The organism is Stenotrophomonas indicatrix (assembly GCF_050573115.1).
Taxonomy (GTDB): domain Bacteria; phylum Pseudomonadota; class Gammaproteobacteria; order Xanthomonadales; family Xanthomonadaceae; genus Stenotrophomonas; species Stenotrophomonas lactitubi_A.
This window is the reverse complement of sequence record NZ_JBNYZT010000003.1, coordinates 455,316-481,161: the sequence shown is the minus strand read 5'-3', so window position 1 is coordinate 481,161 and position 25,846 is coordinate 455,316. Positions and strand designations below refer to the sequence as shown.

Sequence of the window (25,846 nt, the reverse complement as noted above, 5' to 3'; positions counted from 1 at the left end):
GGTCGGTGGCCTGGGCTGGCCACTGTCGGGCAATCTGCTGGCCCGCTATGGCGGCAAGCTGCCGGACGGCCGCACCAGCAGCGGCGTGTTGATCGGCGCACCTGCCGGAAGCACCGTCACCGCTGTGGCCGACGGCACCGTGGTGTTCTCCGATTGGATGACCGGCTACGGCATGATCCTGATCGTCGACCATGGCAACGGCTACATGAGCCTGTACGCCCACAACGACACCCTGCTGAAGGATGCCGGCGCGCGGGTCAGCCGCGGCGACGCGGTGGCCAAGGTCGGCAACTCCGGTGGCCAGGGCGTGACAGCGCTGTACTTCGAGCTGCGCCGTGGTGGGCAACCGGTCAATCCGGACAGCTGGCTGCAGCGGCGCTGAATTCCGGCTGGCCGCGCGAGGCCGGATTCAACGGGAATTTAGCCACGCTTCGCGCATAATCGGTGCATGTGCCTTGGGCACGATGCCATCGTCGACAGGAGTGATCCATGCGCGCAGCCCGTACCGCCACCCTCTTGCTGGCTCTGTTGCCGGCCCTGTCCTGGGCCCAGCAGACCGCCCCCATCCCGTTGAAGGAAACTCCCGGGAAGGCGGCGAGCAGCGAGGAGGCGGTGACCTCGAAGGTGCCGCTGGACGATATCCGTCGCTTCGTGGCCGTCTACAACGCGGTGCGTGCAGCCTATGTCGACCCGGTCGATGACAACAAACTGATGCAGTCGGCTGTGCGCGGCCTGCTGCTCGACCTCGATCCGCACAGCACCTACTTCAACAAGGAAGATGCGGAGGCGTTCGACGAGCAGGCGAACGGCGCCTATGAAGGCATCGGCGTCGAGCTGCAGCAGCAGCCGGACAACGCCAGCATGAAGGTGATCTCGCCGATCGACGACACCCCGGCGGCCAAGGCCGGCATCCTCGCCGGTGACCTGATCATCGCCATCGACGGCAAGCCGATCAGCGCGATCGATGCCAGCGAACCGCTGCGTGGTGCGGCCGGCAGCAAGGTGGTATTGACCATCGTCCGCGACGGCAAGCCCAAGCCGTTCGATGTCAGCCTGACCCGGCAGACGATCCGCGTGACCAGCGTGCGCAGCCGCCTGCTGGAGCCGGGTTATGGCTACATCCGTCTGAGCACCTTCCAGGCCGACACCGGCTCTGATTTCCAGAAGCACCTGCAGCAGCTGCAGAAGCAGTCCGGCGGCAACCTCAAGGGGCTGGTGCTGGATCTGCGCAGCAATCCGGGTGGTCTGCTGACCGCTGCCGTGCAGGTGGCCGATGATCTGCTCGACAAGGGCAACATCGTCAGTACCCGTGGCCGCATCAGTATCAGCGATGCACGCTTCGACGCCACCCCGGGCGACCTGCTGAAGGGCGCGCCGGTGGTGGTGCTGGTCGATGCCGGTTCGGCCAGTGCATCGGAAGTGCTGGCCGGCGCACTGCGCGACAACAAGCGCGCGCGCGTGATCGGCAGCCGCACCTTCGGCAAGGGCTCGGTGCAGACCGTGCTGCCGCTGGACAACGGCGATTCGGTGAAGCTGACCACGGCGCGCTACTACACACCCAGCGGTAAATCGATCCAGGCCACCGGCATCGTGCCGGAAGTGGAACTGAAGGCCGCACCACGTCCGGAAGACGAGGCATTGCCGGCCAGCCTGAGTGATTACAGTGAAGCGACCCTGCCGGGCCACCTGCGCGGCGACGAGGAAGGCACCGAGGGCTACCACGCAGGCGCCGTGCTGCCGGGCGATGGTCCGATCAACGATGCGCTGGCCGAACTGAAGAACCCGGGTTCGGTGGCGGCGCGCTTGAAGGCAGAAGCCGCGAAGGCCGAAGCGGACAAGGCAGCGAAGGCCGCTGCCAAGCCGGCGCCGAAGGCGGAGCCCAAGGCTGAAGCAAAGCCGGAAGCGAAGCCGGAAGCGAAGCCGGAAGCAAAGCCGGAAGCAAAGCCGGAAGCAAAGCCGGAAGCAAAGCCGGAAGCAAAGCCCGTCCCAGCCCCGGCCAAACCCTGACGGTAGCGCCGGGCCATGCCCGGCGAAGCCACGTACATCCGGGAGGTAGCACGTCCGCATGTGCCGCCCGATAGAATCGATCCATGGACGATTCGACCCTCGCCACCGCGATCAGCGATCTGCTTGAACGCGGACCAGTTCCGATGGATCGGGCTGCTCTCCTGTTGGACTCTCTGGCCGTACGCCATGGGATCGATTCCCGCCGCGTCTTCTGGTGGGCGGGTGCGCCCTTTATGGATCGTGAGATTCAATATGAAGGTAGTGAAGAAGGCCTTTCCTGCCTTAGCGCGCTGTTGGCGGACGTGCACGGAGAAATCTGTTTGGTGGCATCAGAAGAGCGCGCACCGCATTGGCCGGTGTGGGCACTGCGGCCAGGCGAGGTGATTCCAATGAAGCAGTCGAGCAAGCTCGACGCTACGGACGAGCGGGTGTGCGTGAAGCCGGCCAGCGGCAGGCACTACCCGTGACTCAGAACCCGTGCCGCTTGCGCAGTCGCCGTGCGATCGCCGCGCGCACGTACATGCCGTACACCACGCCGAACACGAAGCCCCCGATGTGCGCCCACCAGGCGACCATGCCGAAGGTCGGGCCGATGTAGGCGAACACCACCTGCAGCGCCGCCCACACACCGATCAGCAGATAGGCCGGGGCGCGCACGAACTCCAGAAACAGCCCCAGCGGGATTACCACGCCCAGTCGCGCGCCGGGGAACAGCGCCAGATAGGCACCGATCAAGGCCGACACCGCACCGCTGGCGCCGATGATGATCTGGTCAGGGCTGCCCATGGTGTAGATCGCGACCAGGTTGGAGATCGCCCCGCCCACCAGGAACAGCAGCAGCAACCGCCACGGACCCAGCACCCGCTCGGCCGGCAGGCCGAAGATCAGCAGGAACACCAGGTTGCCCAGCAGGTGCGACCAGTCGGCGTGCAGGAACAGGGCGGTGAACAGGCGCAGCACGCTGCCGTCCTGCAGGGTCGCCCACCAGTCCAGCGGGTGGGTCAGGCCGGTGGACAGGGCGCCCCAGTCCAGCCACAGGCTTCCGCGGGCGTCGTCCGGGCGCGAGATCGACCACAGGAATGCCAGCCACAGTGCCGCAAACAGCACGGGTGTGGCCCAGCGCAGAGTCGCCTTCTTGCGCGAGGGGAGGGAGACAAACATGGCACTAGCCTAGCGTGCGGGCGCTTTTGGCGGGGAGAGAGCCTGTTCAGCTTTTGCGACGAAGAAAGCGCCAGCGCTGTTATTGTTTCATTAACGGCTCTGGGTAATACTCGCATACGGCGTCGTATGTCGGGAGGGGAATCCGGCGCGCTTCGAAAGGCCATCCGGCCTGACGGGCGCAGGCGCACTTAGAGCACCATCACCGCTTACCGGAGAGAGAACTACGATGCAAACTGCTTCTACCATTGCCCGCCTGACCCTGCTGGCCGTCGGCGTTGCCGGTGCGCTGGCCGCCGCCGACGCCAATGCCGCCGCCTTCCAGCTGAAGGAAAACAGCGCCAAGGGACTGGGCCGCGCCTTCGCTGGTTCCACCTCTGCCGAAGGCGATGCCTCAGTGGTCGCCACCAACCCGGCCTCGATGCGCCTGCTCGAAGGCACCCAGATCCAGGGTGACGTCAGCGCCATCAGCTTCGGCGCCAAGTTCCGCGGCGAAGGCCGCTATGCCAACGGCGCTCCGATTTCCGGCGGCAACGGCGGCGACGCCGGCATGATCGCTCCGGTTCCGGCCGCGTACTTCCACGTGCCGTTCGGCGAGAAGGACAACATGCACTTCGGCGTGTCGCTGACCGTGCCGTTCGGCTTCAAGACCGAATACGACCGTGACTGGGTCGGCCGCTACAACGGCGTCAAGACCGAACTGCAGGCCATCGACCTGGGTGCGGCCTTCTCCTATGACGTCAACCCGTACCTGTCGTTCGGTGCGTCGGTGTTCGCCGAGCGCCTGAATGTCGACCTGACCAGCGCCGTCGACGGCGGTACCGCCATCAACGCCAGCGCCCAGCAGCGCGCTGCCGCCGCTGCACTGGCTGCTGGCCGCACCCCGGCACAGGCCCAGGCCGCTGCCCAGGCCGCTGGCCGCCAGGCCGCACAGCTCGGCTTCTCGCCGGGTACCGCTGATGGTTACCTGCGCATCAAGGGCGACGAAGTGTCCGTCGGCTACACCCTGGGCATGACCGTCAGCCCGGTGGAAGGCACCAACATCGCCTTCAGCTACCGCTCGGAAGTCGAACACAAGATCACCGACGGCAAGGCCGACTTCACCATGACCCCGGCTGCTGCCGCGTTCCTGGCGCAGGCTGCCCCGGGCACCTTCGTTGACAGCAACGGCCGGGCGACCATCACCCTGCCGGCCAGCGCCACCGTCAGCTTCACGCACCGCGTGAACGACCAGTGGAAGATCATGGCCGACGTGTCGCGCACCGCATGGAGCAAGTTCGACGAAGTGCGCGTCGACTATGACTCCAACCAGCCGGACAGCGTGCTGCCGTTCCACTACCGCGACACCACCTTCGCTTCGATCGGTACCGAGTACCGTCTGAACGAGCAGCTGACCCTGCGTGGCGGTCTGGCCTATGACCAGACCCCGACCACCGACGCCCACCGTGACGTCCGCGTGCCGGATACCACCCGCAAGTGGCTGTCGCTGGGCCTGACCTGGGCGCCGTCGGAGAAGATGGAATACAGCGTGGGCTACACCCACCTGTTCACCAAGGATCCGAACATCAACTCGACCTCTGCTACCGCCAACAACGTTGTCGGCAAGTACAAGGTCACCGGCGACGTGCTGGCTGCGTCGATGCAGTACAAGTTCTGATTCCGGCGATTGCCTGAAGCAGTACGAAGGAGGCCCCGCGCAAGCGGGGCCTTTTTTTGCGTGGATGACGCATCCGGCTCGTGCCTGTTTCGGGAGTGCCTGCTACCTTGCCGGCATTTACGCAGTACAGGCGAATGCGAAATGGTTGATCGTCGCTACCAGAAGCGGATGATCCGATACTGGGCTCGGGAAGAGGCCAAGGCGAACGCGATTCTGGATCGCGTGCTGGAGTCGGAATGGTTCGACTACTGGCACACGCATCTTGACTGGATGGGGCGCGGCAATCGCCATGTCAGTGACCGAATCGCCGTTGCTGCAGGGCTACTGCGGCTGCTCGAGCGGGCTGTGACGAGCGAGCGGGAGGATGTGCAGTGTTGGGTGACACTGGCGCCGGATACCGGTCAGAGTGCGCTGTTCCTGCATTCGCCGAATCCTCGGGGAACACCATGGCCGTACCCGTTCGATGGGGTGACCTGGGACATCGCTCCGCCTGACTGGCTTGCGCCTTTGCTCCCTTCAACCGGCCTGCAGCCAGGACGCTGGGGAAGCGGAGAGAGCCAGCGGTTGCTAATGCGCGTGCGCCCTTGATCTGCATCCACGCATGGCGTGGATCTACTGGGCCGACGACGCAGGGCATGGATCTACGCGACAATAACGCGATGAACCTGTCCGACCCGAACTTCCAGCTGGAGCTGGCCGCCAACATCGCCGTTGCCGGCTCGATCCTGCTGGCCGGTCGCAACAACGTGCATACGTGGTGGCTGGGCATCGTCGGCTGTGCGCTGTTCGCCGCCGTGTTCGAGCGCTCGCACCTGTACGCGGACATGGTGCTGCAGTTCTTCTTCGTGGTCATCAGCGTGTTCGGCTGGTGGCAATGGCTGCGTGGCGACCATGGCGCGCCGCTGCCGATCACCCGCTTGCCTGCACGCGCGTGGAGCTGGCTGCTGCCGTTGGCGGTGCTGGCAACCTTCGGTTACGGCTGGATGCTGACCCGCCTGACCAATGCGTATGCGCCCTACATCGACTCGGCGGTGCTGGTGCTGAGCGTGATTGCACAGATCCTGATGATGCGGCGCAAGCTGGAATCGTGGTGGGTGTGGCTGCTGGTCAACACCATCGCGGTGCCGCTGTACTACGGCCGCGGGCTGCACCTGACCTCGATCCTGTATGTCGGTTTCTGGATCAACGCGCTGGTGGCGCTGCGTCACTGGCGGCACCTGATGCGCGCCGAAGCGGATACGGGCAGGGCGGCCGATGGCGTTGCCTGAGCGGGTACCGCGCGGGTTGGTGGTTGGCAAGTTCTGCCCGCTGCATCTCGGCCACGAGCGCCTGATCGAATTCGCCTCTACACGCTGCGCGCAGCCGCTGGTGATCGGCTGGTCGCAGCCGGGCTTTGCCGGCTACAGCGCAGAGCGCCGCGAGCGTTGGCTGCGCGCGCGCTTCCCGCAGGCCACCATCGTGGTACTCGATGATGTGCGTCTGGCGGCGATGTGCGAGCAGCAGGGGGTACCGGTACGCGAGCTGCCGCAGGACAAGGACGACGAGCAGGTGCAGCGCGCGTTTACCGCATGGCTGTGCATGGCGCTGTTCGGCGGACCGGTGCAGGCGGTGTTTACCGGTGAAGACTATGGCGACGGCTTCGCGCAGGCGCTGGCTGCGCACTTCGGCACGCCGGTACGCCATGAGCGCCTGGAGCGCACCCTGGATATCGGGCAGGCCTGCGGTACCCAGTTGCGCGCCGATCCGCATGTGCATCGGCACAGCCTGAGTCCGTCGGTGTATGCCGACCATGTGCAGCGGGTGGCGTTCATCGGCGGTGAGTCCACTGGCAAAAGCACGCTGGCGCGGGTGCTGGCCGAACGCCTGGGCACAGCATGGGTACCGGAGTTCGGACGTACGTTGTGGGAGCAGCAGGGCGGCGAACTGCAGGCGCCGGATCTGCTGCGCATCGCTGCGACCCAGCCGCAGCACGAGAACCGCGCCGCGCAGCACGCGTATCGTTGGCTGTTCTGCGATACCACGCCATTGGTGACGCTGGGCTACAGCGGCTGGATGTTCGGCACATCGCCCGAACCGCTGCAGCGGGCCGCAGCGCGTGCGTACGACCTGCTGTTCCTGTGTGCCCCGGATATTCCGTTCGAGCAGGATGGGACGCGGGTGGGGCAGGAATTCCGCATACAGCAGCACGCGTGGTATCTGCAGCAGTTGCAGGCGCGTGGGATGGCCTATGTGCTGCTGGAAGGCGATCTGGAAACGCGGATTGCGCGGGTGCGGAGTGAGCTGGTGAAGCGGGCGGACAATCGGTTCAGCGTGGTGGCGTGATCGTCGCCGGGCATGGCCCGGCGCTACCGGCAATGCACAAAAAACCCCGCTTTCGCGGGGTTTTTCGTTTACCGCATGACGCCTGGAATCAATCGCCCAGCGTCAGCAGCGAGGCATTGCCGCCGGCGGCGGTGGTGTTCACCGTCACCGTCTTCTCGGTGGCAAAGCGCAGCAGGTAGTGCGGGCCGCCGGCCTTGGGGCCGGTGCCGGACAGGCCCTGGCCGCCGAACGGCTGCACGCCGACCACCGCACCGATCTGGTTGCGGTTGACGTAGACGTTGCCGACGTGGACGCCGTTGCTGATGCGGTCGACGGTCTCGTCGATGCGCGAATGCACGCCCAGGGTGAGGCCGTAGCCGGTGGCGTTGATCTGGTCGATCACCGCGTCGAGCTGGTCGCCCTTCCAGCGGATCACGTGCAGCACCGGCCCGAAGATCTCCTTCTGCAGCTGGCCCAGGTCCTTCAGTTCATACGCACGCGGTGCGAAGAAGGTGCCGTTGGCCGCTTCGGCGGACAGTTCGGCAGCCGCAATCAGGCGCGCTTCGCGGTCCATGCGCACGGCGTGGTCCTGCAGGATCTGCAGTGCATCAGCGTCGATCACCGGACCGACGTCGGTGGACAGCAGCCCCGGGTTGCCGACCTTCAGTTCCTTCATTGCGCCGGCGAGCATGGTCATCACCTTGTCGGCGATGTCGTCCTGCACGAACAGCACGCGTGCAGCCGAGCAGCGCTGGCCCGCGGAGGTGAAGGCCGAACCGATCGCGTCCTTGACCAGCTGTTCCGGCAGCGCCGAGGAGTCGGCGATGAAGGCGTTCTGGCCGCCGGTCTCGGCGATCAGCACGCCGATGGCCGCATCGCGCGCGGCCATCGCGCGGTTGATCGCACGGGCGGTGTCGGTGGAGCCGGTGAAGGCCACGCCGGCCACGCGCGGGTCAGCAGTCAGCGCGGCACCGACGGTGGCACCGTCGCCCGGCAGGAACTGCACCACCTCGGCCGGCACGCCGGCATCGTGCAGCAGCTTCACGGCGTAGTAGCCGATCAGGTTGGTCTGCTCGGCCGGCTTGGCGATGACGCTGTTGCCGGCGGCCAGTGCCGCAGCCACCTGGCCCAGGAAGATCGCCAGCGGGAAGTTCCACGGGCTGATGCAGACGAACACGCCGCGGCCATGCAGCTGCAGTTCGTTGGATTCACCGGTGGGGCTGGGCAGCTTCTCGGCGTGGCTGAACTGCTCGCGCGCCTGCTTGGCGTAGTAGCGCAGGAAGTCCACCGCTTCGCGAACTTCGGCGATGCCGTCGGGCAGGCTCTTGCCCGCTTCCTTCACGCACAGCGCCATGAACTCGGGCATGCGCGCTTCCAGCTGGTCGGCGGCGTGCTCGAGGATGGCGGCGCGGCTGGCGGCCGGCGTGCGGTTCCAGGCCGGCTGCGCAGCCACGGCATTGGCCAGCGCCTTCTGCACGGTGGCGGCATCGGCGGCTTGCCACTGGCCGACCACTTCACGGGTGTCGGCCGGGTTGGTCACCGGCAGCGATGCGCCGGTCGGGTTCGCGCCCGGCACCAGCGGTGCGGCCTGCCAGGGCTTCACTGCAGCGTTGAGCTGCTCGGCCAGGGCGCGCAGTTCGTTGTCGTTGGCGAGATTGGCGCCCATGGAGTTCTTCCTGTCGTGGTTCTGGCTGCGCAGCAGGTCAACCGGCAGCGGGATCTTGGGATGCGGAATCGATTCGAACGAGGACACCATCTCGACCGGATCGCGGACCAGGTCGGCGATCGGCACGCGCTCGTCGGTGATGCGGTTGACGAAGCTTGAGTTGGCGCCGTTTTCCAGCAGGCGGCGTACCAGATACGGCAGCAGGTCTTCATGCGAGCCCACCGGCGCATACACGCGGCACGGCAGGCCGAGGCGGTCGGCCGGCACTACTTCGGCGTACAGGTCGTCGCCCATGCCGTGCAGCTTCTGGTGCTCGTACACGCCGCCGTTGGCGATGCTGCGCACTGCGGCGATGGTGTGCGCGTTGTGCGTGGCGAACATCGGGTAGATCGCGTCAGCATGGGTGAACAGGCGCTTGGCACACGCCAGGTAGGACACGTCGGTGTTCTGCTTGCGGGTGAACACCGGGTAGCCGGCATAGCCTTCGATCTGCGCGCGCTTGATCTCGGCGTCCCAGTAGGCACCCTTGACCAGGCGTACCTGCAGGCGACGACCGGCGCGGCGCGCCATGTCGGCCAGGTGGTCGATCGTGTACGGCGTACGCTTCTGGTAAGCCTGCACCACCACGCCGAAGCCATCCCAGCCGGCCAGCGAGGCATCGCCGAACACCTGCTCGATGATGTCCAGCGACAGTTCCAGACGGTCGGATTCTTCGGCGTCGACGGTGCAGCCGATACCGTAGCTCTTGGCCAGCTGCGCCAGCTCCAGCACGCCCGGTACCAGGTCCTTCAGCACGCGCGCGCGCTTGGCGTGCTCGTAGCGCGGGTACAGCGCCGACAGCTTGATCGAGATGCCCGGCGCGTTGTTGACGTCGCCATCGGCACGGCCACCACGCGCCTTGTGGTCACCACCGATGGCGTGGATCGCACGACGGTAGTCTTCCAGGTAGCGCAGGGCGTCCTTCATGGTCAGCGCGCCTTCGCCGAGCATGTCGAACGAGTAGCGGTAGCTGGCGCTGTCGCCCTTGTGCGAGCGTGCCAGCGCTTCGCTGATGGTGCGGCCCATGACGAACTGGTGGCCCATGATCTTCATCGCCTGGCGCACGGCCAGGCGCACCACCGGCTCACCGACGCGGCCGACCAGGCGCTTGAACGCGCTGGGCGCATCGGCGCGGGTGGCGTCATTCATCTGCACCAGCTTGCCGGTCAGCATCAGGCCCCAGGTGGAGGCGTTGACCAGCACCGAGTCGCTGCCGCCCAGGTGCTTTTCCCAGTCGGCATCGGCCAGCTTGTCGCGGATCAGCTTGTCGGCCGTCTCCTGGTCCGGAATGCGCAGCAGCGCTTCGGCCACGCACATCAGCAGCACGCCTTCCTCGCTGCCCAGGTCGTACTGGCGCATGAAGGCTTCGATCGCGCCCTGGTCCTTGGCGCGCACGCGCACGCGGGCGACCAGGTCGGCGGCCAGCGCCTGCACCTTCGCCTGCTCGTCGGCCGGCAGGCGTGCCTGCTCCAGCAGTTCGCGCACATGGCTGGCCTCGTCCTTCAGCCAACCATCGGTGATGGCCTGGCGGAACGGGTTGGGGGACGCCGGCAGTTCCGGCGACAGCAGCGCCGAGGGACGCGGAGCGTCGCTGGCGGCAATGGGAGAGGAGGGTGCGTTCATGCCGGTCCGGCCAGTGGAAAACTTGGCGATTTTAATCATTTTTTCGACTTCAGGAAGGCCCGCGCAGCTACCTTCATGAATGCTGATAGCCCCTAGCGGTGGTGGATTCAGCGTGTTCAGCAAAGTCAGTCCGTTTTGTGCCGAATTCGTCATTCGTACCGCTGGACCCATGCTGTATTGCAGCATCGGAAAAAGTGTGAATGCACCCTTGCTACCGGCGAGAGGGCAGGGCTACCATCGAGACGTTTCCCGCGGCAGGAACGCGGTTGCGACATGATCGAGGTGCTTACAGCTCCGGATGGGTCAGGTACGCAGCTGCGACTGCGTCCCCCACGGGCGCTCGATGCCCGGCAGTTCGTCCTGTTGTTTGCTGTGTTGTCGGGAGTGATGTGGCTGGTGTCCGCCTTCGGGTGGGTGGCCGGCAATGCATTCGCCCCCCTGTTCGCGCTGCTGTACAGCCTGTTGCTGGCAGCTGCGTTGCGCGCGTTGTGGCGCAGCGGTGAACGGCAGGAGGAGATCCGGGTAGTACCGGCGTACGTGGAGGTCATCCCCGTGCCCGGTGGATCGCCGGTGTTCCGGGCTCATCCGCATTGGGTGCGCCTGCTCACCGACGATCAGAGGGTCCGGCTGGCATCCAGCGGCCGGCAGGTGGAGGTGGGGAGTTTTCTCGCGCCGGCCGAACGTCAAACGCTTGTTGAAACGCTTGAAGATTTGCTCGCCGCCAGCGATGGCGGCAACCGACGACGCTAAGGGTCTAGGCAATGAAGCAAAGCAGAGGGTGGGGCACGAAGTGCGTTGCAATGGCCGCCGCGATGGGGGCCCTGCTGTCGATGCCGGGGACGGCGCTGGCCCAGGCGGCCGATCCAAAGCCGTGGCAGTTGAACATGGGCAAGGGGGTGACCCAGACCTCACGCCTGGCCTGGGAATCGAACAACCTCTCGTTGATCGTCTGTACGGTGATCGGCGTGATCGTGTTCGGTGCCATGGCCTACGCGATGTTCAAGTTCCGCAAGTCCAAGGGTGCGGTCGCCGCCACCTTCAGCCACAACACCAAGGCCGAGGTCATCTGGACGGTGATCCCGGTGATCATCCTGGTGGTGATGGCGTGGCCGGCCACGGCCAACCTGATCAAGATGTACGACACCCGCGATGCCGAGATGACGGTCAAGGTCACCGGCTATCAGTGGATGTGGAAGTACGAGTACCTGGGCGAGAACGTGACCTTCACCAGCCGCCTGGACCGCGAGTCCGACCGCATGCGGCAGAGTGGCAAGGTGCCGACCCGCGAAAGCCATCCGCACTACCTGCTGGACGTCGACAACCGGCTGGTACTGCCGGTGGACACCAAGGTGCGCTTCGTCATCACCTCCGACGATGTGATCCACGCCTGGTGGGTACCGGCGCTGGGTTGGAAGCAGGACGCGATTCCCGGTTTCATCAACGAAGCCTGGACCAGCATCGAGCAGCCCGGTGTCTACCGCGGCCAGTGCGCGGAGCTGTGCGGCAAGGACCATGGCTTCATGCCGATCGTGGTTGAAGCGGTGTCCAAGGAAGCGTTCAAGCAATGGCTGGCGCAGCGCAAACCGGCGCCTGCACCAGCGACGCCTGCCGCGCCCGCCGAACCCACCGCGCCTGCCAGTGAAACGCCGGCGCAGCCGACAGCACCGGCTGCCGCCGAGGCCGGCAACGCGCCTGCCGCGGCGGCCAGCGGAGCCTGATGTAACTGTCCGCGGCCGCGTCGCGGCCGCGGCGACAACCGATCCTGAGAGGTGTTTTGCAATGGCGCACTCGGCAGTTGGGCACGACGATCACCATCACCCGCAGAGCTTCTTCGAGCGTTGGTTCTTCTCGACCAACCACAAGGACATCGGCACGCTGTACCTGGGTTTCAGCTTCATCATGTTCGTGATCGGCGCGTTCATGAGCGTGCTGATCCGGCTGGAACTGGCCCAGCCCGGCATCCAGTACATCCGTCCGGAAATCTTCAACCAGCTGACCACCGTGCACGCGCTGGTGATGATCTTCGGCGGCGTGATGCCGGCCTTCGTCGGCCTGGCCAACTGGATGATCCCGCTGCAGATCGGCGCGCCGGACATGGCGCTGCCGCGCATGAACAACTGGTCGTTCTGGCTGTTGCCGGTGGCCTTCAGCCTGCTGCTGCTGACCTTCCTGCTGCCCGGTGGTGCGCCGGCCGGTGGCTGGACGCTGTATCCGCCGCTGTCGCTGCAGGGCGGCTACAACGTCGCATTTACCGTGTTCGCCATCCATGTGGCTGGCATCAGTTCGATCATGGGCGCGATCAACATCATCGCCACGGTGCTGAACATGCGCGCGCCCGGCATCGACCTGCTGAAGATGCCGATCTTCTGCTGGGCCTGGCTGATCACTGCGTTCCTGCTGATCGCGGTGATGCCGGTGCTGGCCGGTGCGGTGACGATGCTGCTGACCGACAAGTTCTTCGGCACCAGCTTCTTCAATGCGGCCGGTGGTGGCGACCCGGTGATGTTCCAGCACATCTTCTGGTTCTTCGGCCATCCCGAGGTCTACATCATGATCCTGCCCGCCTTCGGCGTGGTCAGCGAGATCATCCCGACCTTCAGCCGCAAGCCGCTGTTCGGCTACCAGGCAATGGTCTACGCCACGGCGGCGATCGCGTTCCTGTCATTCATCGTCTGGGCCCACCACATGTTCACCGTGGGCATGCCGCTGGGTGGTGAGATCTACTTCATGTTCGCCACCATGCTGATCTCGATCCCGACCGGCGTGAAGGTGTTCAACTGGGTCAGCACGATGTGGCGTGGTTCGCTCACCTTCGAAGCCCCCATGCTGTGGTCGGTGGCGTTCGTCATCCTGTTCACCATCGGCGGGTTCTCCGGCCTGATGCTGGCGATCGTGGCCGCCGACTTCCAGTACCACGACACCTACTTCGTGGTCGCCCACTTCCACTATGTGCTGGTGACCGGTGCGGTGTTCGCGCTGATCGCTGCGGTGTACTACTGGTGGCCGAAGTGGACCGGGCGCATGTACAGCGAGAAGTGGGCCAAGGTGCACTTCTGGTGGTCGATCGTGTTCGTCAACCTGCTGTTCTTCCCGCAGCATTTCCTGGGTCTGGCCGGCATGCCGCGCCGCATCCCCGATTACTCGGTGGCGTTCGCCGACTGGAACCTGATCAGCTCGATCGGTGCGTTCGGCATGTTCGCCACGCCGTTCATGATGGCTGCGATCCTGCTGTCCTCGCTGCGCAACGGCGAGAAGGCCGAGGCGCGCTCCTGGGAAGGCGCGCGCGGCCTGGAGTGGACACTGCCATCGCCGGCACCGGCGCACACCTTCACCACGCCGCCGACCATCCGCCCGGGTGACCTGGCCCACGACGATATCGGTCATTGAGGTGGTGCATGCATAACGAGAGCCCGATCATTGCCGCCAGAGCCGAGCCACGCTCGGCTGACAGCGTGTCGTCCGGTCAAGCGCAGCCGACCAGCGGTCGGCTCCATCAGAGCGACAGCCAGAGCCACGGCATCGAGCAGCAGCGTCAGCGCGCCAAGCGCACCGCGCTGTGGGTAGGCGCGATCGCCGTGCTGGTGTACGTCGGCTTCATCCTCAGCGGCGTGATCGGTCGATGAGCGAAACGCCGGCCACCGCTCCGTCACGCAGCGCCGGCCTGCCGCGCCTGATCGGCGTGGCGGTGGTGGTGTTCCTGCTGACGTTCTCGCTGGTTCCGCTGTATCGCATCGCCTGCGAGAAGGTGTTCGGCGTGCGCCTGGAACGTGGCCCTGGCAGCGAAGCCAGTACCGGTGCCGCCAGTGGCAAGCGCACCGTGCGGGTGGAATTCGATGGCGGGGTCAATTCGCGGCTGCCGTGGTCGTTCCATCCCGAGCAGCTGACCATGGACGTGGTGCCCGGCGAGCTCAACGAGGCGCTGTACTTCGCCCGCAACGACAGCCAGCAGGCCGTGGTCGGCAGCGCGGTGCCCTCGGTGGCGCCGGCACGCGCGTCGGGATTCTTCAGCAAGACCGAGTGCTTCTGCTTCACTGCGCAGACCCTGCAGGCCGGCGAGAAGCGCGACATGCCGGTGCGCTTCATCGTCGATCCGGACCTGCCGCCGGAAATCCGGACGATCACCTTGTCCTACACCTTCTACCGCAACGATGCGTTGTCCGATCGGCTGGCTCCGGCCGCCACCTCGGAAGGCGCCCACGCTGCTCCCTGACCCGGATACCGACCATGGCCCAGACACCTACCGACGCCAACGTGTACTTCGTCCCGGCCCAGAGCAAATGGCCGTTCGTCGGTTCCATCGCGATGATGGTGACCATGGTCGGCGTGGCCAGCTGGCTCAACGACGCCAGCTGGGGCCGCTGGACCTTCTACATCGGCGTGGCGATGCTGGTGCTGACCCTGTTCTGGTGGTTCAGCGACGTGGTGCGCGAGTCGCAGGCCGGCAACTACAACCGGCAGGTGGATGGTTCGTTCCGGATGGGGATGGTCTGGTTCATCTTCTCCGAAGTGATGTTCTTCGGTGCCTTCTTCGGTGCGCTGTTCTACACCCGTCACCTCGGCCTGTCGTGGCTGAGCGGCGAAGGGCGCGGGGTGATGACCAACGAGCTGCTGTGGCAGGGCTACTCGGCCGGCTGGCCGACCAATGGCCCGGCAGCGATCGGTGGCGCGTTCCAGACCATTCCGGCCTGGGGCCTGCCGCTGATCAATACGCTGATCCTGCTGACCTCGGGCGTGACCCTGACCATCGCCCATCATGCGCTGAAGGCGGGCAACCGCCGCCAGCTGCTGATCTGGCTGGGCCTGACGGTAGTGCTCGGTCTCGGCTTCCTGACCCTGCAGGCGGAGGAGTACATCCACGCCTACAAGGAACTGAACCTGACACTCGGCTCAGGCATCTACGGTTCCACCTTCTTCATGCTGACCGGCTTCCACGGCGCACACGTGCTGCTGGGCACGATCATGCTGATCGTGATGTGGCTGCGGTCGGCGAAGGGACACTTCACCCGTGACAACCATTTCGCTTTCGAAGCGGCTGCGTGGTACTGGCACTTCGTCGACGTGGTGTGGCTGATGCTGTTCCTGTTCGTCTACGTCCTTTGACCGCGCAGGCGTCGGCAGCCTCAGCCGCCGGCGCTGCCTGGTCTGACGAAGGGTCAGCTGCCGATGCCGTGCGGTTTGATCCAGCCCATGTAGATGCACACGATCACCAGTACGATCAACGCCACCGACACTCCGATGCGGCGGGTCAGTGCATTGACCGTGCGCTTGGTCTGGCCGCGGTCCACCAGCAGGTAATACAGGCCGGCGCCCAGATTCCAGACGATGACGATCAGAAACGCGATTACCAGCAGGGTCTTCAGCGAATCACTCATGCGCGGCTCGAGGGCAGGGTGGATGTGCCTATCTGACCGCGTTTGCGCGGACTTGTCATGATGCGCCAGCACACACGCCTGATCGGATGGCTGATGGCGCTGCTGGCAATGGCCGGATTCACCGCGCTGGGCCTGTGGCAACTGCAGCGCATGCATGCCAAACAGGCGTTGCTGGATGCGCAGGCCCCGGCCGTGGCGCAGGCGATGCCGTTGGCGCAGGCGCTGGCCGCGCAGGGTGCGCTGCATGGCGTAGTCGATCACGGTCGCTTCCTGCCGGGCGTGGTGCTGCTGGACAACCAGACCCGCCACGGCCGCGCCGGAGTGAAGATCTATCGTCCGTTCCGCAGCGATGCGGGCAGCGTGCTGCTGGTGGACCTGGGCTGGCGCGCGCTGCCGCCCGACCGCACGTTGCCGGTGGTGCCCGCACCGCCGTCGCCGGTGAACGTGCGTGGCCTGCTGGCGCCGCCCCCCTCGGCAGGCTTGGCGCTGGGGCCGGCGTTCGCTACCACCGATGTTGCTGGGCGCTGGCTGGCCAGCCGCCTTCCCGCCGATGGCCTGGCTGCTGCGCTCGGTCTGCCGTCGTTGCCCGAGCGCGTGCTGCGGCTGGACCCGGCGTTGCCGTTCGGCGATGAGCGCGATCTTGATCTGCTGCCGAACACGCTGCCGCCGCAGCGTCACCTGGGTTACGCCGTGCAGTGGTTCGGGCTGGCGCTGACGGTGCTGGTGGTGGCGCTGGTGCTGGAATGGCGCAGGAGGCGTCCCGTTGCCCGGTAGTGCCGGCCGCTGGCCGGCATCCCTTTCCCAACCATGAGAAAATGCCCCGCATGAACACTGCTACCTCCTCGCAGGCGCGCGGCAACGGCCGCCGGACCCTGGTGCTGCTGTTCGCCGTTTTCTTCGGGGCGATGGCGCTGGCCGCCATCCTGCGTTTCTCGGGCTGGCAGCCGACCGCGCATCGCAACAGCGGGCAGTTGCTGAAGCCGCCGGTGGATCTGCGCCAACAACCGCCGACGCTGGCCAATGGCGCGGCCTACCCCTGGAACCCTGACGCGCGCACCTGGCGCCTGCTGGTGGCACCGGCCGGTGCCTGCGACGCGCAGTGCGTCACTTTGTCGCAGGGACTGGGCAAGGTGTGGCAGCTGTTCGGCCATAACGCCGATAATGTAGAAATCCTGTGGCTGGGAACGCCACCGGCGTCGATCGCCTCGCTGCCCGCGCTGCGGCCGCTGGCCCCGTCGCCAGCCCTGCGCGCGGCGCTGCCCGGCGTCGATGATCCGGCGGGTCTGCCGGTCTACGTGATCGATCCGAACGGCTTCGTGATCATGCGTCATGCCCCCGGGAGCGATCTCGGAGGCCTGCGCAAGGACATGGCCACGTTGCTGAAACTGAAGTGAGTCCCGTTTGATGAGCCTTTCCGCGCGTCCGGCGCTGCACCGCAATTTCCACCGCCTGGCGTGGTTCGCCATGATCATGACCGCGAGCACGATCATGTTCGGCGCGTTCGTGCGCCTGTCCGATGCCGGCCTGAGCTGTCCGGACTGGCCGACCTGCTATGGCCAGGCCACCTGGCCGCAGCACGTGGAAGAGACCATCGGGCATCCGGCGACGGAGATCCGTCCGCTGGAAACGCACAAGGCCTGGCGTGAGCAGGTGCACCGCTTCCTGGCGGGCGCGCTCGGCATCGAGATATTGACCCTGGCCCTGCTGGCCACGCGCAAGCGGCGTTTCGGAAGCACGGCGGTGGTCACCGCCTGCGTGCTGGTGGCCGCGGGCATACCGCTGTACATGATGGGCTGGCATGGAACCGCCAGCGCGCTGGCGCTGATCGGTGAGGCCATCCTGCTGATCGCCGCACTGCGCTGGAGCAACATCGACCTGGCGCGCGCTGCGCTGCTGACGCTGGCGGTGGTGATCTTCCAAGCCCTGCTGGGCATGTGGACGGTGACCCTGCTGCTCAAACCGATCGTGGTGATGGGCCACCTGCTGGGCGGCATGCTGATGTTCGCGCTGCTGGTGTGGATGGCGTGGCGTGCCACGCATATGCCGATCACCCTGGCCGAGGCGCCGAAGCTGAAGTGGCTGCTGCGCATCGGTGTGGCGGTGCTGGTCACCCAGATCGCGCTCGGCGGCTGGGTCAGTGCCAACTACGCGGCATTGGCGTGCGGCGGTGGCAGTGCCTCGCTGGACAACTTCCCGCGTTGCGCCAACCAGTGGTGGCCGCAGCACAACTTCGCCGAGGGCTTCACCCTGTGGCGTGGCATCGGCGTGGACTACGAAGGCGGCGTGCTCGACGGTGCGTCGCGCATCGCCATCCAGATGGCCCATCGCCTGTTCGCGATTGTCGTTGCCGTCTACATGCTGTGGCTGGGCCTGCGCCTGTTCCGGCTGCCGAGCATGCGTGGCTGGGCCTCGGCCCTGGTTGCGCTGCTGGTGCTGCAGGTCACCCTCGGCATCCTCAATGTGAAGCTTGCACTGCCGCTGGAAGTGGCAGTGGCGCACAACGGCGTTGCCGTTGCCCTGTTGTTTGTATTGGTCAGCCTGCTGGCCCGCCTGCGTGCCCCGGACTGATTCCATGTTTTCCAACTATCGCCAGTACTGGGACCTGACCAAACCCAAGGTCGTCGCCCTCATCGTCTTCACCGCCCTGGTCGGCATGGTCCTGGCCATTCCGGGTGTGCCCAGCTGGGAGCAGGTGCGTGCCGGCGTGCTCGGCTTCCTCGGCATCTGGCTTGCCGCCTCGGCCGCTGCAGCCATCAACCAACTGCTGGACGCGCACATCGACGCGCAGATGGCGCGCACCTCGTGGCGACCGCTGGTGGTGGGCAAGGTCAAGCCATGGCAGGTGCTGGTATTCGCCAGCGTGCTGATCGTGCTGTCGATGGCGATCCTGGTGCTGTGGGTGAACTGGATCACCGCCGTGCTGACCTTCGCTTCGCTGATCGGTTATGCGGTGATCTACACCGTCTACCTGAAACGAGCGACCTCGCAGAACATCGTCATCGGTGGTCTGGCCGGCGCGATGCCGCCGATGCTGGGGTGGGCGGCGGTGACCGGCATGCAGGGCTCGTCGGACTGGGCGTACTCGTCGCTGCTGGTGTTGATCATCTTCATCTGGACGCCGCCGCACTTTTGGGCACTGGCGATCTTCCGTCGCGAGGACTACGCCAAGGCGGAAATCCCGATGCTACCGGTCACCCATGGCGTGGTGCACACGCGCAAGCAGATCATGGCGTACTCGGTGGTGCTGGCACTGGTCTGCCTGCTTCCTTACCTGGTCGGCATGAGCGGCGCGTTCTACCTGGGCGGCGCGATCGTGCTCAACGCCGTGTTCCTCTGGTACGCCTGGCGCATGCTCAACCCGCCGGATGAGCTGTTCTCGATGAAGATGTTCAGCTACTCCATCGTCTACCTGATGGCGCTGTTCGCCTTCCTGCTGGTGGATCACTGGATCCTGCCCTGGTTGTGATGGGCTGAGGCATCCACGCATGGCGTGGATCTACTCTGGATCAGGCATCGTCGGCGTTACGGTAGATCCACGCCATGCGTGGATGATTTCCCGCAGCAGCCCGCACGTTCAGTAGATCCACGCCATGCGTGGATGAATTGCCGGTTGGGTCAGGGCGCGCGCTTGGCATACCGCTGCGCGATCACGCCGCAGACGATCAGCTGGATCTGGTGATAGATCATCACCGGCAGCACGATCGCGCCGAGGCTGCCGCCAGCGAACAGCACCTTGGCAATCGGAACGCCCGTGGCCAGGCTCTTCTTCGAGCCGCAGAACACGATGGCGATCTCGTCTTCGCGGTTGAAGCGCAGGCGGCGGGCGATGAAGGTGATCAGCGGCATGGCGATGCCGAGCAGCACCGCCGCCACCACCGCCACCGCGAACAGCGAGAGCAGCGGTGTCTTGCTCCACAGCCCTTCAGTGACTGCTTCGCCGAACGCCGAGTACACCACCAGCAGGATGGTGGCCTGATCGGTGTAGCGCAGCAGCGCGCGCTGCTTCTCCACCCAACCGGCGATCCACGGGCGCAGCAGGTGGCCGGCCACGAACGGCACCAGCAACTGCAGCATGATGCCGCCGATGGCATGCAGCGGGTCGTGCACGCCGCCGGAGGTACCGGCCAGTGCGGTCAGCAGCAGGGGCGTCAGGAACACACCGAGGATGCTCGACAACGAGGCACTGCACACGGCCGCCGGCACGTTGCCGCGCGCCATCGAGGTGAACGCGATGGACGACTGCACGGTGGACGGCAGGGTGCACAGGAACAGCACGCCCAGGTACAGCTCAGGCGTCAGCAGCCAGCCCGACAACGGCTTGAACAACAGCCCCAGCAGCGGGAACAGGATGAAGGTGCAGGCGAGGATCGTCAGGTGCAGGCGCCAGTGCAGCATGCCGCCGATGATCGATTCGCGGGGTAGGCGCGCACCGTGCAGGAAGAACAGCGCGGCGATGGCGACGGTGGTGACATCGTCGAGCACCAGGGCGGCGGCGCCTTTCATCGGCAGCAGCGAGGCCAGGCCGACGGTGCACAGCAGGGCGAGGGTGAAGTTGTCCGGTCGCAGGCGCGACCACCAGCGGGTCATGGTGGATAGGCTCCTTGGTGCGGGGGGATTACCCCGGGAATCAGGGGGTGGGAGAAGGGATCGCCAGACGCTCGCGGGTGGCCGCTTCCAGCGACTTCAGGCCGGCACGCTGGCCCAGTTGCAGCGCCTGTTCCCGGCTGGCGTGTTCGTAGCGTGCGTTGACCAGGCCGAGCACGGCGCCGGCGCGGTTGCCGGAGGCGCAGTGCAGCAGCACTGGCCCCTGGCTCTGCCGCAGGGCCTGGTGCACGGCGCGCACGTTGGCCGCATCCAGGCCCTCGGCACCGGCCACCGGAATGCGGACATAGCGCAGGCCCAGCGCTTCGGCCTCGCGTGTTTCATCGAAGCCGCGATCTTCATCGGGTTGGCGCAGGTCGATCACCGTGCGCACGCCCTGTGCAGCCAGTTCGCGCAGTTGCGCAGCCGTAGGCTGGCCGCCGGCGTACAGGCCGGGGCGGACTTCAGCAAGGGCGGGGTCCGCAGCCCAGGCTGGCAGAACCGGGCAGAGCGACAACAACAGCAGGCAGGTCAGGCGCAGCAGCATGGTCTCTCCGGGGATGTGTTCTGCCGCTACAGGCGCAGATTGGCACGGGCCTTCAGCAGCTCGCGCATCTCGTACTTGTCAGTATCGTCCAGACCCTGTTGTCGCTGCTTGGCGTTAAGGTCGTCGATCCGCTGGAACAGCAGCTGCTTCTCCAGCTGCCCGACTGCGTCATGCAGTTCCACCGTCCACATCGCTTCATCGCCCGCCAGCGTCTGCGCGGCCAAGGTGTGCAGCGAGGCCTGTTCCTCGCGGCCGTCGAAATGCTCCAGCAGGGCACCGGTACTGATGTCCGGGCGCTGTTCGACCAGCCCCAGCAGTTCCAGCAGCAGCTCCACGCCCGGCAGGCGCAGGCCCTGGAAGTGGTGCTTGCCACCCAGGGTCAGGGCCAGCGTCGGCTGCTGCAGCAGCACGGCGATCGCGCCGCGCACCAGGCTGCGCTTGGCCACCGGCTGGATCGTGCGCGAGACGGCGCGTTGCGGCATCTGCGGGCGGCCCGCCTGCGCGTTGCCGCCCAGGCCGGTCAGCTGTCCCAGCTGCTGCTTCATCAGGTCGCCAAATGCGCCGTCGGGAATCTGCGCGAGCATCGGCTTGGCGCGCTCGGCCAGCCGTGCCTTGCCGTCCAGCGTGCCCAGGTTGATCTCGCGGGTCAGCTCGTCGAAGAAGAACTGCGACAGCGGCGTGGCCTGCTTCAGGCGCTCGTCGAAAGCCTCAGCACCTTCCTTGCGCACGATGCTGTCCGGGTCTTCGCCATCGGGCAGGAACAGGAAGAAGGCCTGGCGGCCGTCCTTCATGCGCGGCAGCACCGATTCCAGCGCTTTCCAGCCGGCGCGGCGGCCAGCGGCGTCGCCGTCGAAGCAGAAAAATACGTCCGGCGCGTTGCGGAACAGCAGCTCGGCATGGTCCGGCGTGGTTGCCGTGCCCAGCGTCGCCACCGCCTGGGTGACGCCGAACTGGAACAGCGAGACCACGTCCATGTAGCCCTCGACCACGATCAAGCGCTCGATCTTCTGGTTGGTCTGGCGCACCTGCCACAGGCCGTACAGTTCGCGGCCCTTGTGGAACAGCGCGGTCTCGGGCGAGTTGAGGTATTTGGGGCCGTCGTCCTTCTCGAACACGCGCCCGCCGAAGGCGATCACCCGGCCACGACGGTCGAAGATCGGGAACATCACCCGGTCGCGGAACTTGTCGTAGACGTGGCCGCGGTCGTTCTTGGAGAACAGGCCGGCGCGGTCGAGCAGCTTCATCCGCCGCTCGTCCTTGCCCAGCGCATCGCGCAGGCCACTGTAGCCATCAGGCGCATAGCCGATCTGGAAGCGTGCGCGGTTCTCTTCGTCCACGCCGCGGCCGTCGAGGTAGCTGCGGGCCTTCTCGCTGCCTTCCAGGTTTTTCTGGAAGAACTTGGTTGCCGCGTCCAGCGCCGAGTACAGCTCGCGGCTGTCATCCTGCTGCTGCGCACTGCGCGGGTTCTCGCTGCGCGGCACTTCCATGCCGGCGCGCTTGGCCAGTTCATCCACCGCGTCGAGGAACTCGAGGCGGTCGTAGTTCATCAGGAAGCTGATCGCGGTGCCGTGCGCGCCGCAGCCGAAGCAGTGATAGAACTGCTTGGTCGGTGAGACGGTGAACGAGGCCGAGCGCTCGTCATGGAACGGGCAGCGTGCGGCGTACTCCTTTCCTTGGCGCTTCAGCGGCACGCGGCTGCCCACCACCTCGACGATGTCGGAGCGGGCCAGCAGGTCGTCGATGAAAGCGTCGGGGATACGGGCCATGGGCAACAGGACAGGGCGCGGCCGCCAGGGCGCGCTGCGGGGGGCGGCAGGTCCCCTAGTTTACTCGCTGGCGGCGGCCGGGCCGGTTTCCTGTGGGGCTACATCGGCGCTGGCCAGGCGTGCACGTGCGTACTGGCGTTCGTCGATCACCGCGGTCATCAATGCACCGACGAAGAACACGGCAGTGGCGTAGTAGATCCAGACCAGCGAAATCACCAGTGCACCCATCGAGCCGTAGGCGCTGCCGGGGGCAACGGTGCTGATGTAGACGCCGATGCCATAACGGCCGAGGGTGAACAGCAACGACGTGATGGCGCCGCCGATGAACGCCTGGCGCCAGGCCACACGCCGGTCCGGCAGGTAGTGATAGAGGAACGCGAAGGCCAGCGTGTACAGCAACAGCGATGTCAGGTAGCCGATGGCGGGCAGCACCGAGGGCAGCTGCGCGAACACCACCTGCAGCGCAGTGGTGGCGGTCATCGACAGGATCAGCAGGAAGCCCAGTGCCAGCACCACGCCGAAAGAGAACACGCGCTTGCGCAGCCAGGCCTTGATCCCGTCCAGGCGCTGCCCGCTGGTATGGAAGATCCGGTTCAGCGCGTTCTGCAGCTGCGCGAACACGGCGGTGGCGCCGACGAACAACAGCAACGTACTCCAGACCCCGGCCAGCGAACCGACGCTGGGCTGGCTGTTGGCGTTGTGCAGCACGGTGTCGGCCACGCTGGCCACACTGCTGCCGGCCACCGAGCCGATCTGCCCGATCAGCGCCTGCTGCGCCGGCGGATACAACGACGCGGTCAGCCACAGCAAAAGCACCAGCAGCGGGGCCATCGACAGCAGGGCGTAGAAGGACACGGACGCGGCCTGGGTCAGCACGTCGATTTCAACGAAGCGCTTGGCCACCGCCATCGGGAAGCTGTCCTGCAGGCGATCAGCGTAGTGACGAAGCCGTGCGGGGATGCCGTGGGGACGCGTGTCAGTGGGGGCGTTGGATTGCTCGACCATGGGGATGTTGTAGCAGCCGGGGGTCGAAGGTGCGGTGAAGCGCCGGTGTGCTGCGATGGGGGCAGAGCCCTTCCGCGATGCGGAAGGGATCCGACCCCAGGTGCCGGCTTACGCCAGCTGCTGCTTGACCAGCTTGGACACCAGGCCCATGTCGGCCTGGCCGGCGAGCTTGGGCTTCAGCGCGCCCATCAGCTTGCCCATGTCGGCCGCGCTGCTGGCGCCGGTCTCGGCGATGGCGGCCTGGATCGCCGCGACGATCTCGGCTTCGCCCATCTTGGCCGGAAGGTAGGCTTCGATCACCACGATCTCGGCGCGCTCGATTTCCGCCAGGTCTTCGCGATTGGCCGCTTCAAACTGGCTGACCGAATCCTTGCGCTGCTTGACCATCTTGTCGAGCACGGCGATCACGGCGGCGTCGTCGAGCTCGATGCGCTCGTCGACTTCCTTCTGCTTGATGCCCGCGTTGATCAGGCGGATGACGCCCAGCTTGTGCTTCTCGCCGCCCTTCATGGCGGCCTTCATGTCTTCGGTGAGCTGCTGCTTCATGCTCATGGCGAACCTCGTGGTGGTGGTGGGGCAGGGCGGATGCCCTGGCCCGGAAACGCAAAAAGCCGGCGACGCTCGCGCGTGCCGGCTTCGGCTCCATCGCGGCAGGGAATGCCCGCCGCAACGAAGATGCGTCCGATCAGTACAGGCGCTGACGCTTGGTGACGTCGCGCGAGGAACGGCGCAGCTGACGCTTCACAGCAGCGGCGGCCTTGCGCTTACGCTCCTGGGTCGGCTTTTCGTAGAACTCGCGCTTGCGGGTTTCGGCCAGCACACCGGCCTTTTCGCAAGTGCGCTTGAAGCGGCGAAGAGCAAACTCAAAGGGTTCGTTCTCGCGGACTTTGACGCTGGGCATGGAATCTCCGGGACACAGTAGAACCGGGTCACGCCCGGCGAGCCGCACATTATAGTGGCGAATAAACAAACTGCAAGCCGCAAATCCTGAATAGGGGCAGGTTGTTGGATTGCAGTGAGACCTGCCAGTTCCCCGAGGGGCTGGCAGGGGCGTCATAATAGCAGGCATGCGAGTCCTTGGCATCGAATCTTCCTGTGATGAGACCGGCGTGGCGGTGTATGACACCGACCTGTCCGGCAGCGCGGCCCTGCGCGCCCACGCGGTCTACAGCCAGATTGCCCTGCACGCCGAGTACGGCGGTGTAGTGCCTGAGCTGGCCAGCCGTGACCACGTGCGCAAGCTGCTGCCGCTGGTGCGGCAGACGCTGGCCGAAGCCGGGCTCGGCGTGAACGACATCGACGGGGTGGCCTATACCGCCGGTCCCGGCCTGGTCGGGGCGCTGCTGGTGGGTGCCGGCGTGGCCCGGTCGCTGGCCTGGGCACTGGAGGTCCCCGCCGTGGGCGTGCACCACATGGAAGGCCATCTGCTGGCGCCGCTGATGGAAGACGACCCGCCGCAGGCCCCGTTCGTGGCCCTGCTGGTGTCTGGCGGCCATACCCAGCTGGTGGCCGTCGATGCCATCGGCCAGTACAGGCTGCTGGGCGAAACCCTGGACGACGCGGCCGGTGAAGCCTTCGACAAGACCGCCAAGATGATGGGCCTGCCGTACCCGGGCGGGCCGCAGCTGGCCAAGCTGGCCGAGCAGGGCACGCCGGGCGTCTACCGCTTCACGCGGCCGATGACTGATCGCCCGGGCCTGGATTTCAGCTTCTCCGGCCTGAAGACCCAGGTCCTGATGGCCTGGCGCGACAGCGACCAGAGCGAGCAGACCCGCGCCGACATCGCCCGTGGCTTTGAAGACGCCGTGGTCGAGACGTTGTCCATCAAGTGCGAGCGCGCGCTGGAAGCGGCTGGCACCAATGTGATCGTGGTGGCCGGCGGCGTGGGCGCCAACACGCGCCTGCGCGCACGCCTGCAGCAGATGGCCGAGCGCCTCGGCGGGCGCGCCTGCTTCCCGCGGCCGGCGCTGTGCACTGACAACGGCGCGATGATTGCCTTTGCTGGCGCATTGCGTCTGCAGGCGGGCCAGCACAGCCCGCCGAGGGTGGACGTCACCCCGCGCTGGGACATGGCGACGCTGTCGGCGGTCTGAGCCGGACGTGTTCCTGTAGTGCCGGCCGCTG

27 protein-coding genes are annotated in these 25,846 nt (G+C 66.2%); 18 read left to right on the top strand and 9 right to left on the bottom strand.

The features are described from left to right. The 3 genes from ACQ5SA_RS11015 to ACQ5SA_RS11005 form a co-directional block, all read left to right on the top strand. Positions 1–382 (top strand): peptidoglycan DD-metalloendopeptidase family protein (locus ACQ5SA_RS11015; RefSeq protein ID WP_257472472.1); only part of this gene is annotated, 382 nt, incomplete at its 5' end. Between the two features lie 107 nt (positions 383–489). After that, complete coding sequence (locus ACQ5SA_RS11010) at positions 490–2,007, top strand: S41 family peptidase (RefSeq protein ID WP_499314242.1); 1,518 nt, start codon at positions 490–492, stop codon at positions 2,005–2,007. Positions 2,008–2,090: 83 nt separating this feature from the next. Further along, positions 2,091–2,474: a hypothetical protein gene (locus tag ACQ5SA_RS11005; RefSeq protein ID WP_499314241.1), complete on the top strand. Its 384-nt coding sequence runs from the start codon at positions 2,091–2,093 to the stop codon at positions 2,472–2,474. Position 2,475: 1 nt separating this feature from the next. Here ACQ5SA_RS11005 and ACQ5SA_RS11000 read toward each other — a convergent pair whose 3' ends face one another. Beyond that, positions 2,476–3,168 (bottom strand): rhomboid family intramembrane serine protease, encoded by a 693-nt coding sequence (locus ACQ5SA_RS11000; RefSeq protein WP_025878304.1) that lies wholly within the window; start codon positions 3,166–3,168, stop codon positions 2,476–2,478. Between the two features lie 226 nt (positions 3,169–3,394). Here ACQ5SA_RS11000 and ACQ5SA_RS10995 point away from each other — a divergent pair, with 226 nt between their 5' ends. The 4 genes from ACQ5SA_RS10995 (at position 3,395) to ACQ5SA_RS10980 (ending at position 7,144) form a co-directional block, all read left to right on the top strand. Beyond that, positions 3,395–4,822, top strand: a complete 1,428-nt coding sequence (locus ACQ5SA_RS10995; RefSeq protein ID WP_025878303.1) for an outer membrane protein transport protein — start codon at positions 3,395–3,397, stop codon at positions 4,820–4,822. A gap of 141 nt (positions 4,823–4,963) precedes the next feature. After that, positions 4,964–5,410: a hypothetical protein gene (locus ACQ5SA_RS10990; RefSeq protein ID WP_230112541.1), complete on the top strand. Its 447-nt coding sequence runs from the start codon at positions 4,964–4,966 to the stop codon at positions 5,408–5,410. Between the two features lie 71 nt (positions 5,411–5,481). Then, positions 5,482–6,090 (top strand): nicotinamide riboside transporter PnuC, encoded by a 609-nt coding sequence (gene pnuC, locus ACQ5SA_RS10985; protein WP_499314240.1) that lies wholly within the window; start codon positions 5,482–5,484, stop codon positions 6,088–6,090. Then, positions 6,077–7,144, top strand: coding sequence for an AAA family ATPase (locus ACQ5SA_RS10980; RefSeq protein WP_499314239.1), 1,068 nt, complete (start codon positions 6,077–6,079; stop codon positions 7,142–7,144). Before pnuC ends, ACQ5SA_RS10980 begins: the two co-directional genes overlap by 14 nt. An 88-nt stretch (positions 7,145–7,232) precedes the next feature. Here ACQ5SA_RS10980 and putA read toward each other — a convergent pair whose 3' ends face one another. Beyond that, on the bottom strand, positions 7,233–10,451 hold the full coding sequence (putA, locus tag ACQ5SA_RS10975) for a bifunctional proline dehydrogenase/L-glutamate gamma-semialdehyde dehydrogenase PutA (RefSeq protein ID WP_499314238.1): 3,219 nt from the start codon (positions 10,449–10,451) through the stop codon (positions 7,233–7,235). A gap of 273 nt (positions 10,452–10,724) precedes the next feature. Between putA and ACQ5SA_RS10970 the strand changes: the two genes are divergently transcribed. The 6 genes from ACQ5SA_RS10970 to ACQ5SA_RS10945 all read left to right on the top strand — a co-directional run bounded on the left by ACQ5SA_RS10970 (position 10,725) and on the right by ACQ5SA_RS10945 (position 15,551). Further along, positions 10,725–11,201 carry a DUF2244 domain-containing protein gene (locus ACQ5SA_RS10970; RefSeq protein ID WP_089238213.1) on the top strand — a complete coding sequence of 159 codons (477 nt, stop codon included), beginning with the start codon at positions 10,725–10,727 and terminating at the stop codon, positions 11,199–11,201. An 11-nt stretch (positions 11,202–11,212) separates the two neighbouring features. Beyond that, on the top strand, positions 11,213–12,169 hold the full coding sequence (gene coxB / locus ACQ5SA_RS10965) for a cytochrome c oxidase subunit II (protein ID WP_499314237.1): 957 nt from the start codon (positions 11,213–11,215) through the stop codon (positions 12,167–12,169). A 61-nt stretch (positions 12,170–12,230) separates the two neighbouring features. Beyond that, positions 12,231–13,838: a cytochrome c oxidase subunit I gene (ctaD, locus tag ACQ5SA_RS10960; RefSeq protein ID WP_025878294.1), complete on the top strand. Its 1,608-nt coding sequence runs from the start codon at positions 12,231–12,233 to the stop codon at positions 13,836–13,838. 8 nt (positions 13,839–13,846) lie between these two features. Beyond that, positions 13,847–14,074, top strand: coding sequence for a hypothetical protein (locus tag ACQ5SA_RS10955; RefSeq protein WP_230112537.1), 228 nt, complete (start codon positions 13,847–13,849; stop codon positions 14,072–14,074). Further along, positions 14,071–14,661 (top strand): cytochrome c oxidase assembly protein, encoded by a 591-nt coding sequence (locus ACQ5SA_RS10950; RefSeq protein WP_100461555.1) that lies wholly within the window; start codon positions 14,071–14,073, stop codon positions 14,659–14,661. Before ACQ5SA_RS10955 ends, ACQ5SA_RS10950 begins: the two co-directional genes overlap by 4 nt. A 14-nt stretch (positions 14,662–14,675) precedes the next feature. After that, positions 14,676–15,551, top strand: coding sequence for a cytochrome c oxidase subunit 3 (locus ACQ5SA_RS10945; RefSeq protein ID WP_499314236.1), 876 nt, complete (start codon positions 14,676–14,678; stop codon positions 15,549–15,551). Positions 15,552–15,604: 53 nt separating this feature from the next. Here the strand turns inward: ACQ5SA_RS10945 and ACQ5SA_RS10940 are convergent, their stop codons facing one another. After that, positions 15,605–15,823, bottom strand: a complete 219-nt coding sequence (locus ACQ5SA_RS10940) for a twin transmembrane helix small protein (RefSeq protein ID WP_089238223.1) — start codon at positions 15,821–15,823, stop codon at positions 15,605–15,607. 57 nt (positions 15,824–15,880) lie between these two features. On the opposite strand from ACQ5SA_RS10940, the gene ACQ5SA_RS10935 reads away from it, so the two are divergent. From ACQ5SA_RS10935 to cyoE, 4 genes are read left to right on the top strand one after another with little or no spacing between them, the layout of a single operon-like run. Beyond that, positions 15,881–16,597, top strand: coding sequence for an SURF1 family protein (locus tag ACQ5SA_RS10935; RefSeq protein ID WP_499314235.1), 717 nt, complete (start codon positions 15,881–15,883; stop codon positions 16,595–16,597). A gap of 50 nt (positions 16,598–16,647) precedes the next feature. Continuing rightward, a complete protein-coding gene (locus ACQ5SA_RS10930) occupies positions 16,648–17,217 on the top strand; it encodes a redox-active disulfide-containing membrane protein (protein WP_499314234.1) in 570 nt (189 codons plus the stop codon). A gap of 10 nt (positions 17,218–17,227) precedes the next feature. After that, positions 17,228–18,391 (top strand): COX15/CtaA family protein, encoded by a 1,164-nt coding sequence (locus ACQ5SA_RS10925; protein ID WP_230112535.1) that lies wholly within the window; start codon positions 17,228–17,230, stop codon positions 18,389–18,391. A gap of 4 nt (positions 18,392–18,395) precedes the next feature. After that, on the top strand, positions 18,396–19,289 hold the full coding sequence (gene cyoE, locus ACQ5SA_RS10920) for a heme o synthase (RefSeq protein ID WP_089238231.1): 894 nt from the start codon (positions 18,396–18,398) through the stop codon (positions 19,287–19,289). Between the two features lie 149 nt (positions 19,290–19,438). Here the strand turns inward: cyoE and ACQ5SA_RS10915 are convergent, their stop codons facing one another. From ACQ5SA_RS10915 to rpsU, 6 genes are all read right to left on the bottom strand, one after another. Beyond that, complete coding sequence (locus ACQ5SA_RS10915) at positions 19,439–20,410, bottom strand: bile acid:sodium symporter family protein (RefSeq protein WP_099782541.1); 972 nt, start codon at positions 20,408–20,410, stop codon at positions 19,439–19,441. Positions 20,411–20,450: 40 nt separating this feature from the next. Continuing rightward, positions 20,451–20,951 carry a protein tyrosine phosphatase family protein gene (locus tag ACQ5SA_RS10910; protein ID WP_499314233.1) on the bottom strand — a complete coding sequence of 167 codons (501 nt, stop codon included), beginning with the start codon at positions 20,949–20,951 and terminating at the stop codon, positions 20,451–20,453. Positions 20,952–20,977: 26 nt separating this feature from the next. Then, a complete protein-coding gene (gene dnaG, locus ACQ5SA_RS10905) occupies positions 20,978–22,717 on the bottom strand; it encodes a DNA primase (RefSeq protein WP_100554543.1) in 1,740 nt (579 codons plus the stop codon). A 60-nt stretch (positions 22,718–22,777) separates the two neighbouring features. Then, complete coding sequence (locus ACQ5SA_RS10900) at positions 22,778–23,722, bottom strand: YihY/virulence factor BrkB family protein (protein ID WP_180167645.1); 945 nt, start codon at positions 23,720–23,722, stop codon at positions 22,778–22,780. Between the two features lie 108 nt (positions 23,723–23,830). Further along, the gene (locus ACQ5SA_RS10895) at positions 23,831–24,274 is read right to left on the bottom strand and encodes a GatB/YqeY domain-containing protein (RefSeq protein WP_499314232.1); all 444 of its coding nucleotides are present in this window, start codon (positions 24,272–24,274) and stop codon (positions 23,831–23,833) included. A gap of 133 nt (positions 24,275–24,407) precedes the next feature. Next, positions 24,408–24,623 (bottom strand): 30S ribosomal protein S21, encoded by a 216-nt coding sequence (gene rpsU / locus ACQ5SA_RS10890; RefSeq protein ID WP_002808376.1) that lies wholly within the window; start codon positions 24,621–24,623, stop codon positions 24,408–24,410. A gap of 166 nt (positions 24,624–24,789) precedes the next feature. On the opposite strand from rpsU, the gene tsaD reads away from it, so the two are divergent. Beyond that, positions 24,790–25,815 carry a tRNA (adenosine(37)-N6)-threonylcarbamoyltransferase complex transferase subunit TsaD gene (gene tsaD, locus ACQ5SA_RS10885; protein ID WP_499314231.1) on the top strand — a complete coding sequence of 342 codons (1,026 nt, stop codon included), beginning with the start codon at positions 24,790–24,792 and terminating at the stop codon, positions 25,813–25,815. Positions 25,816–25,846: the final 31 nt, after the last annotated feature.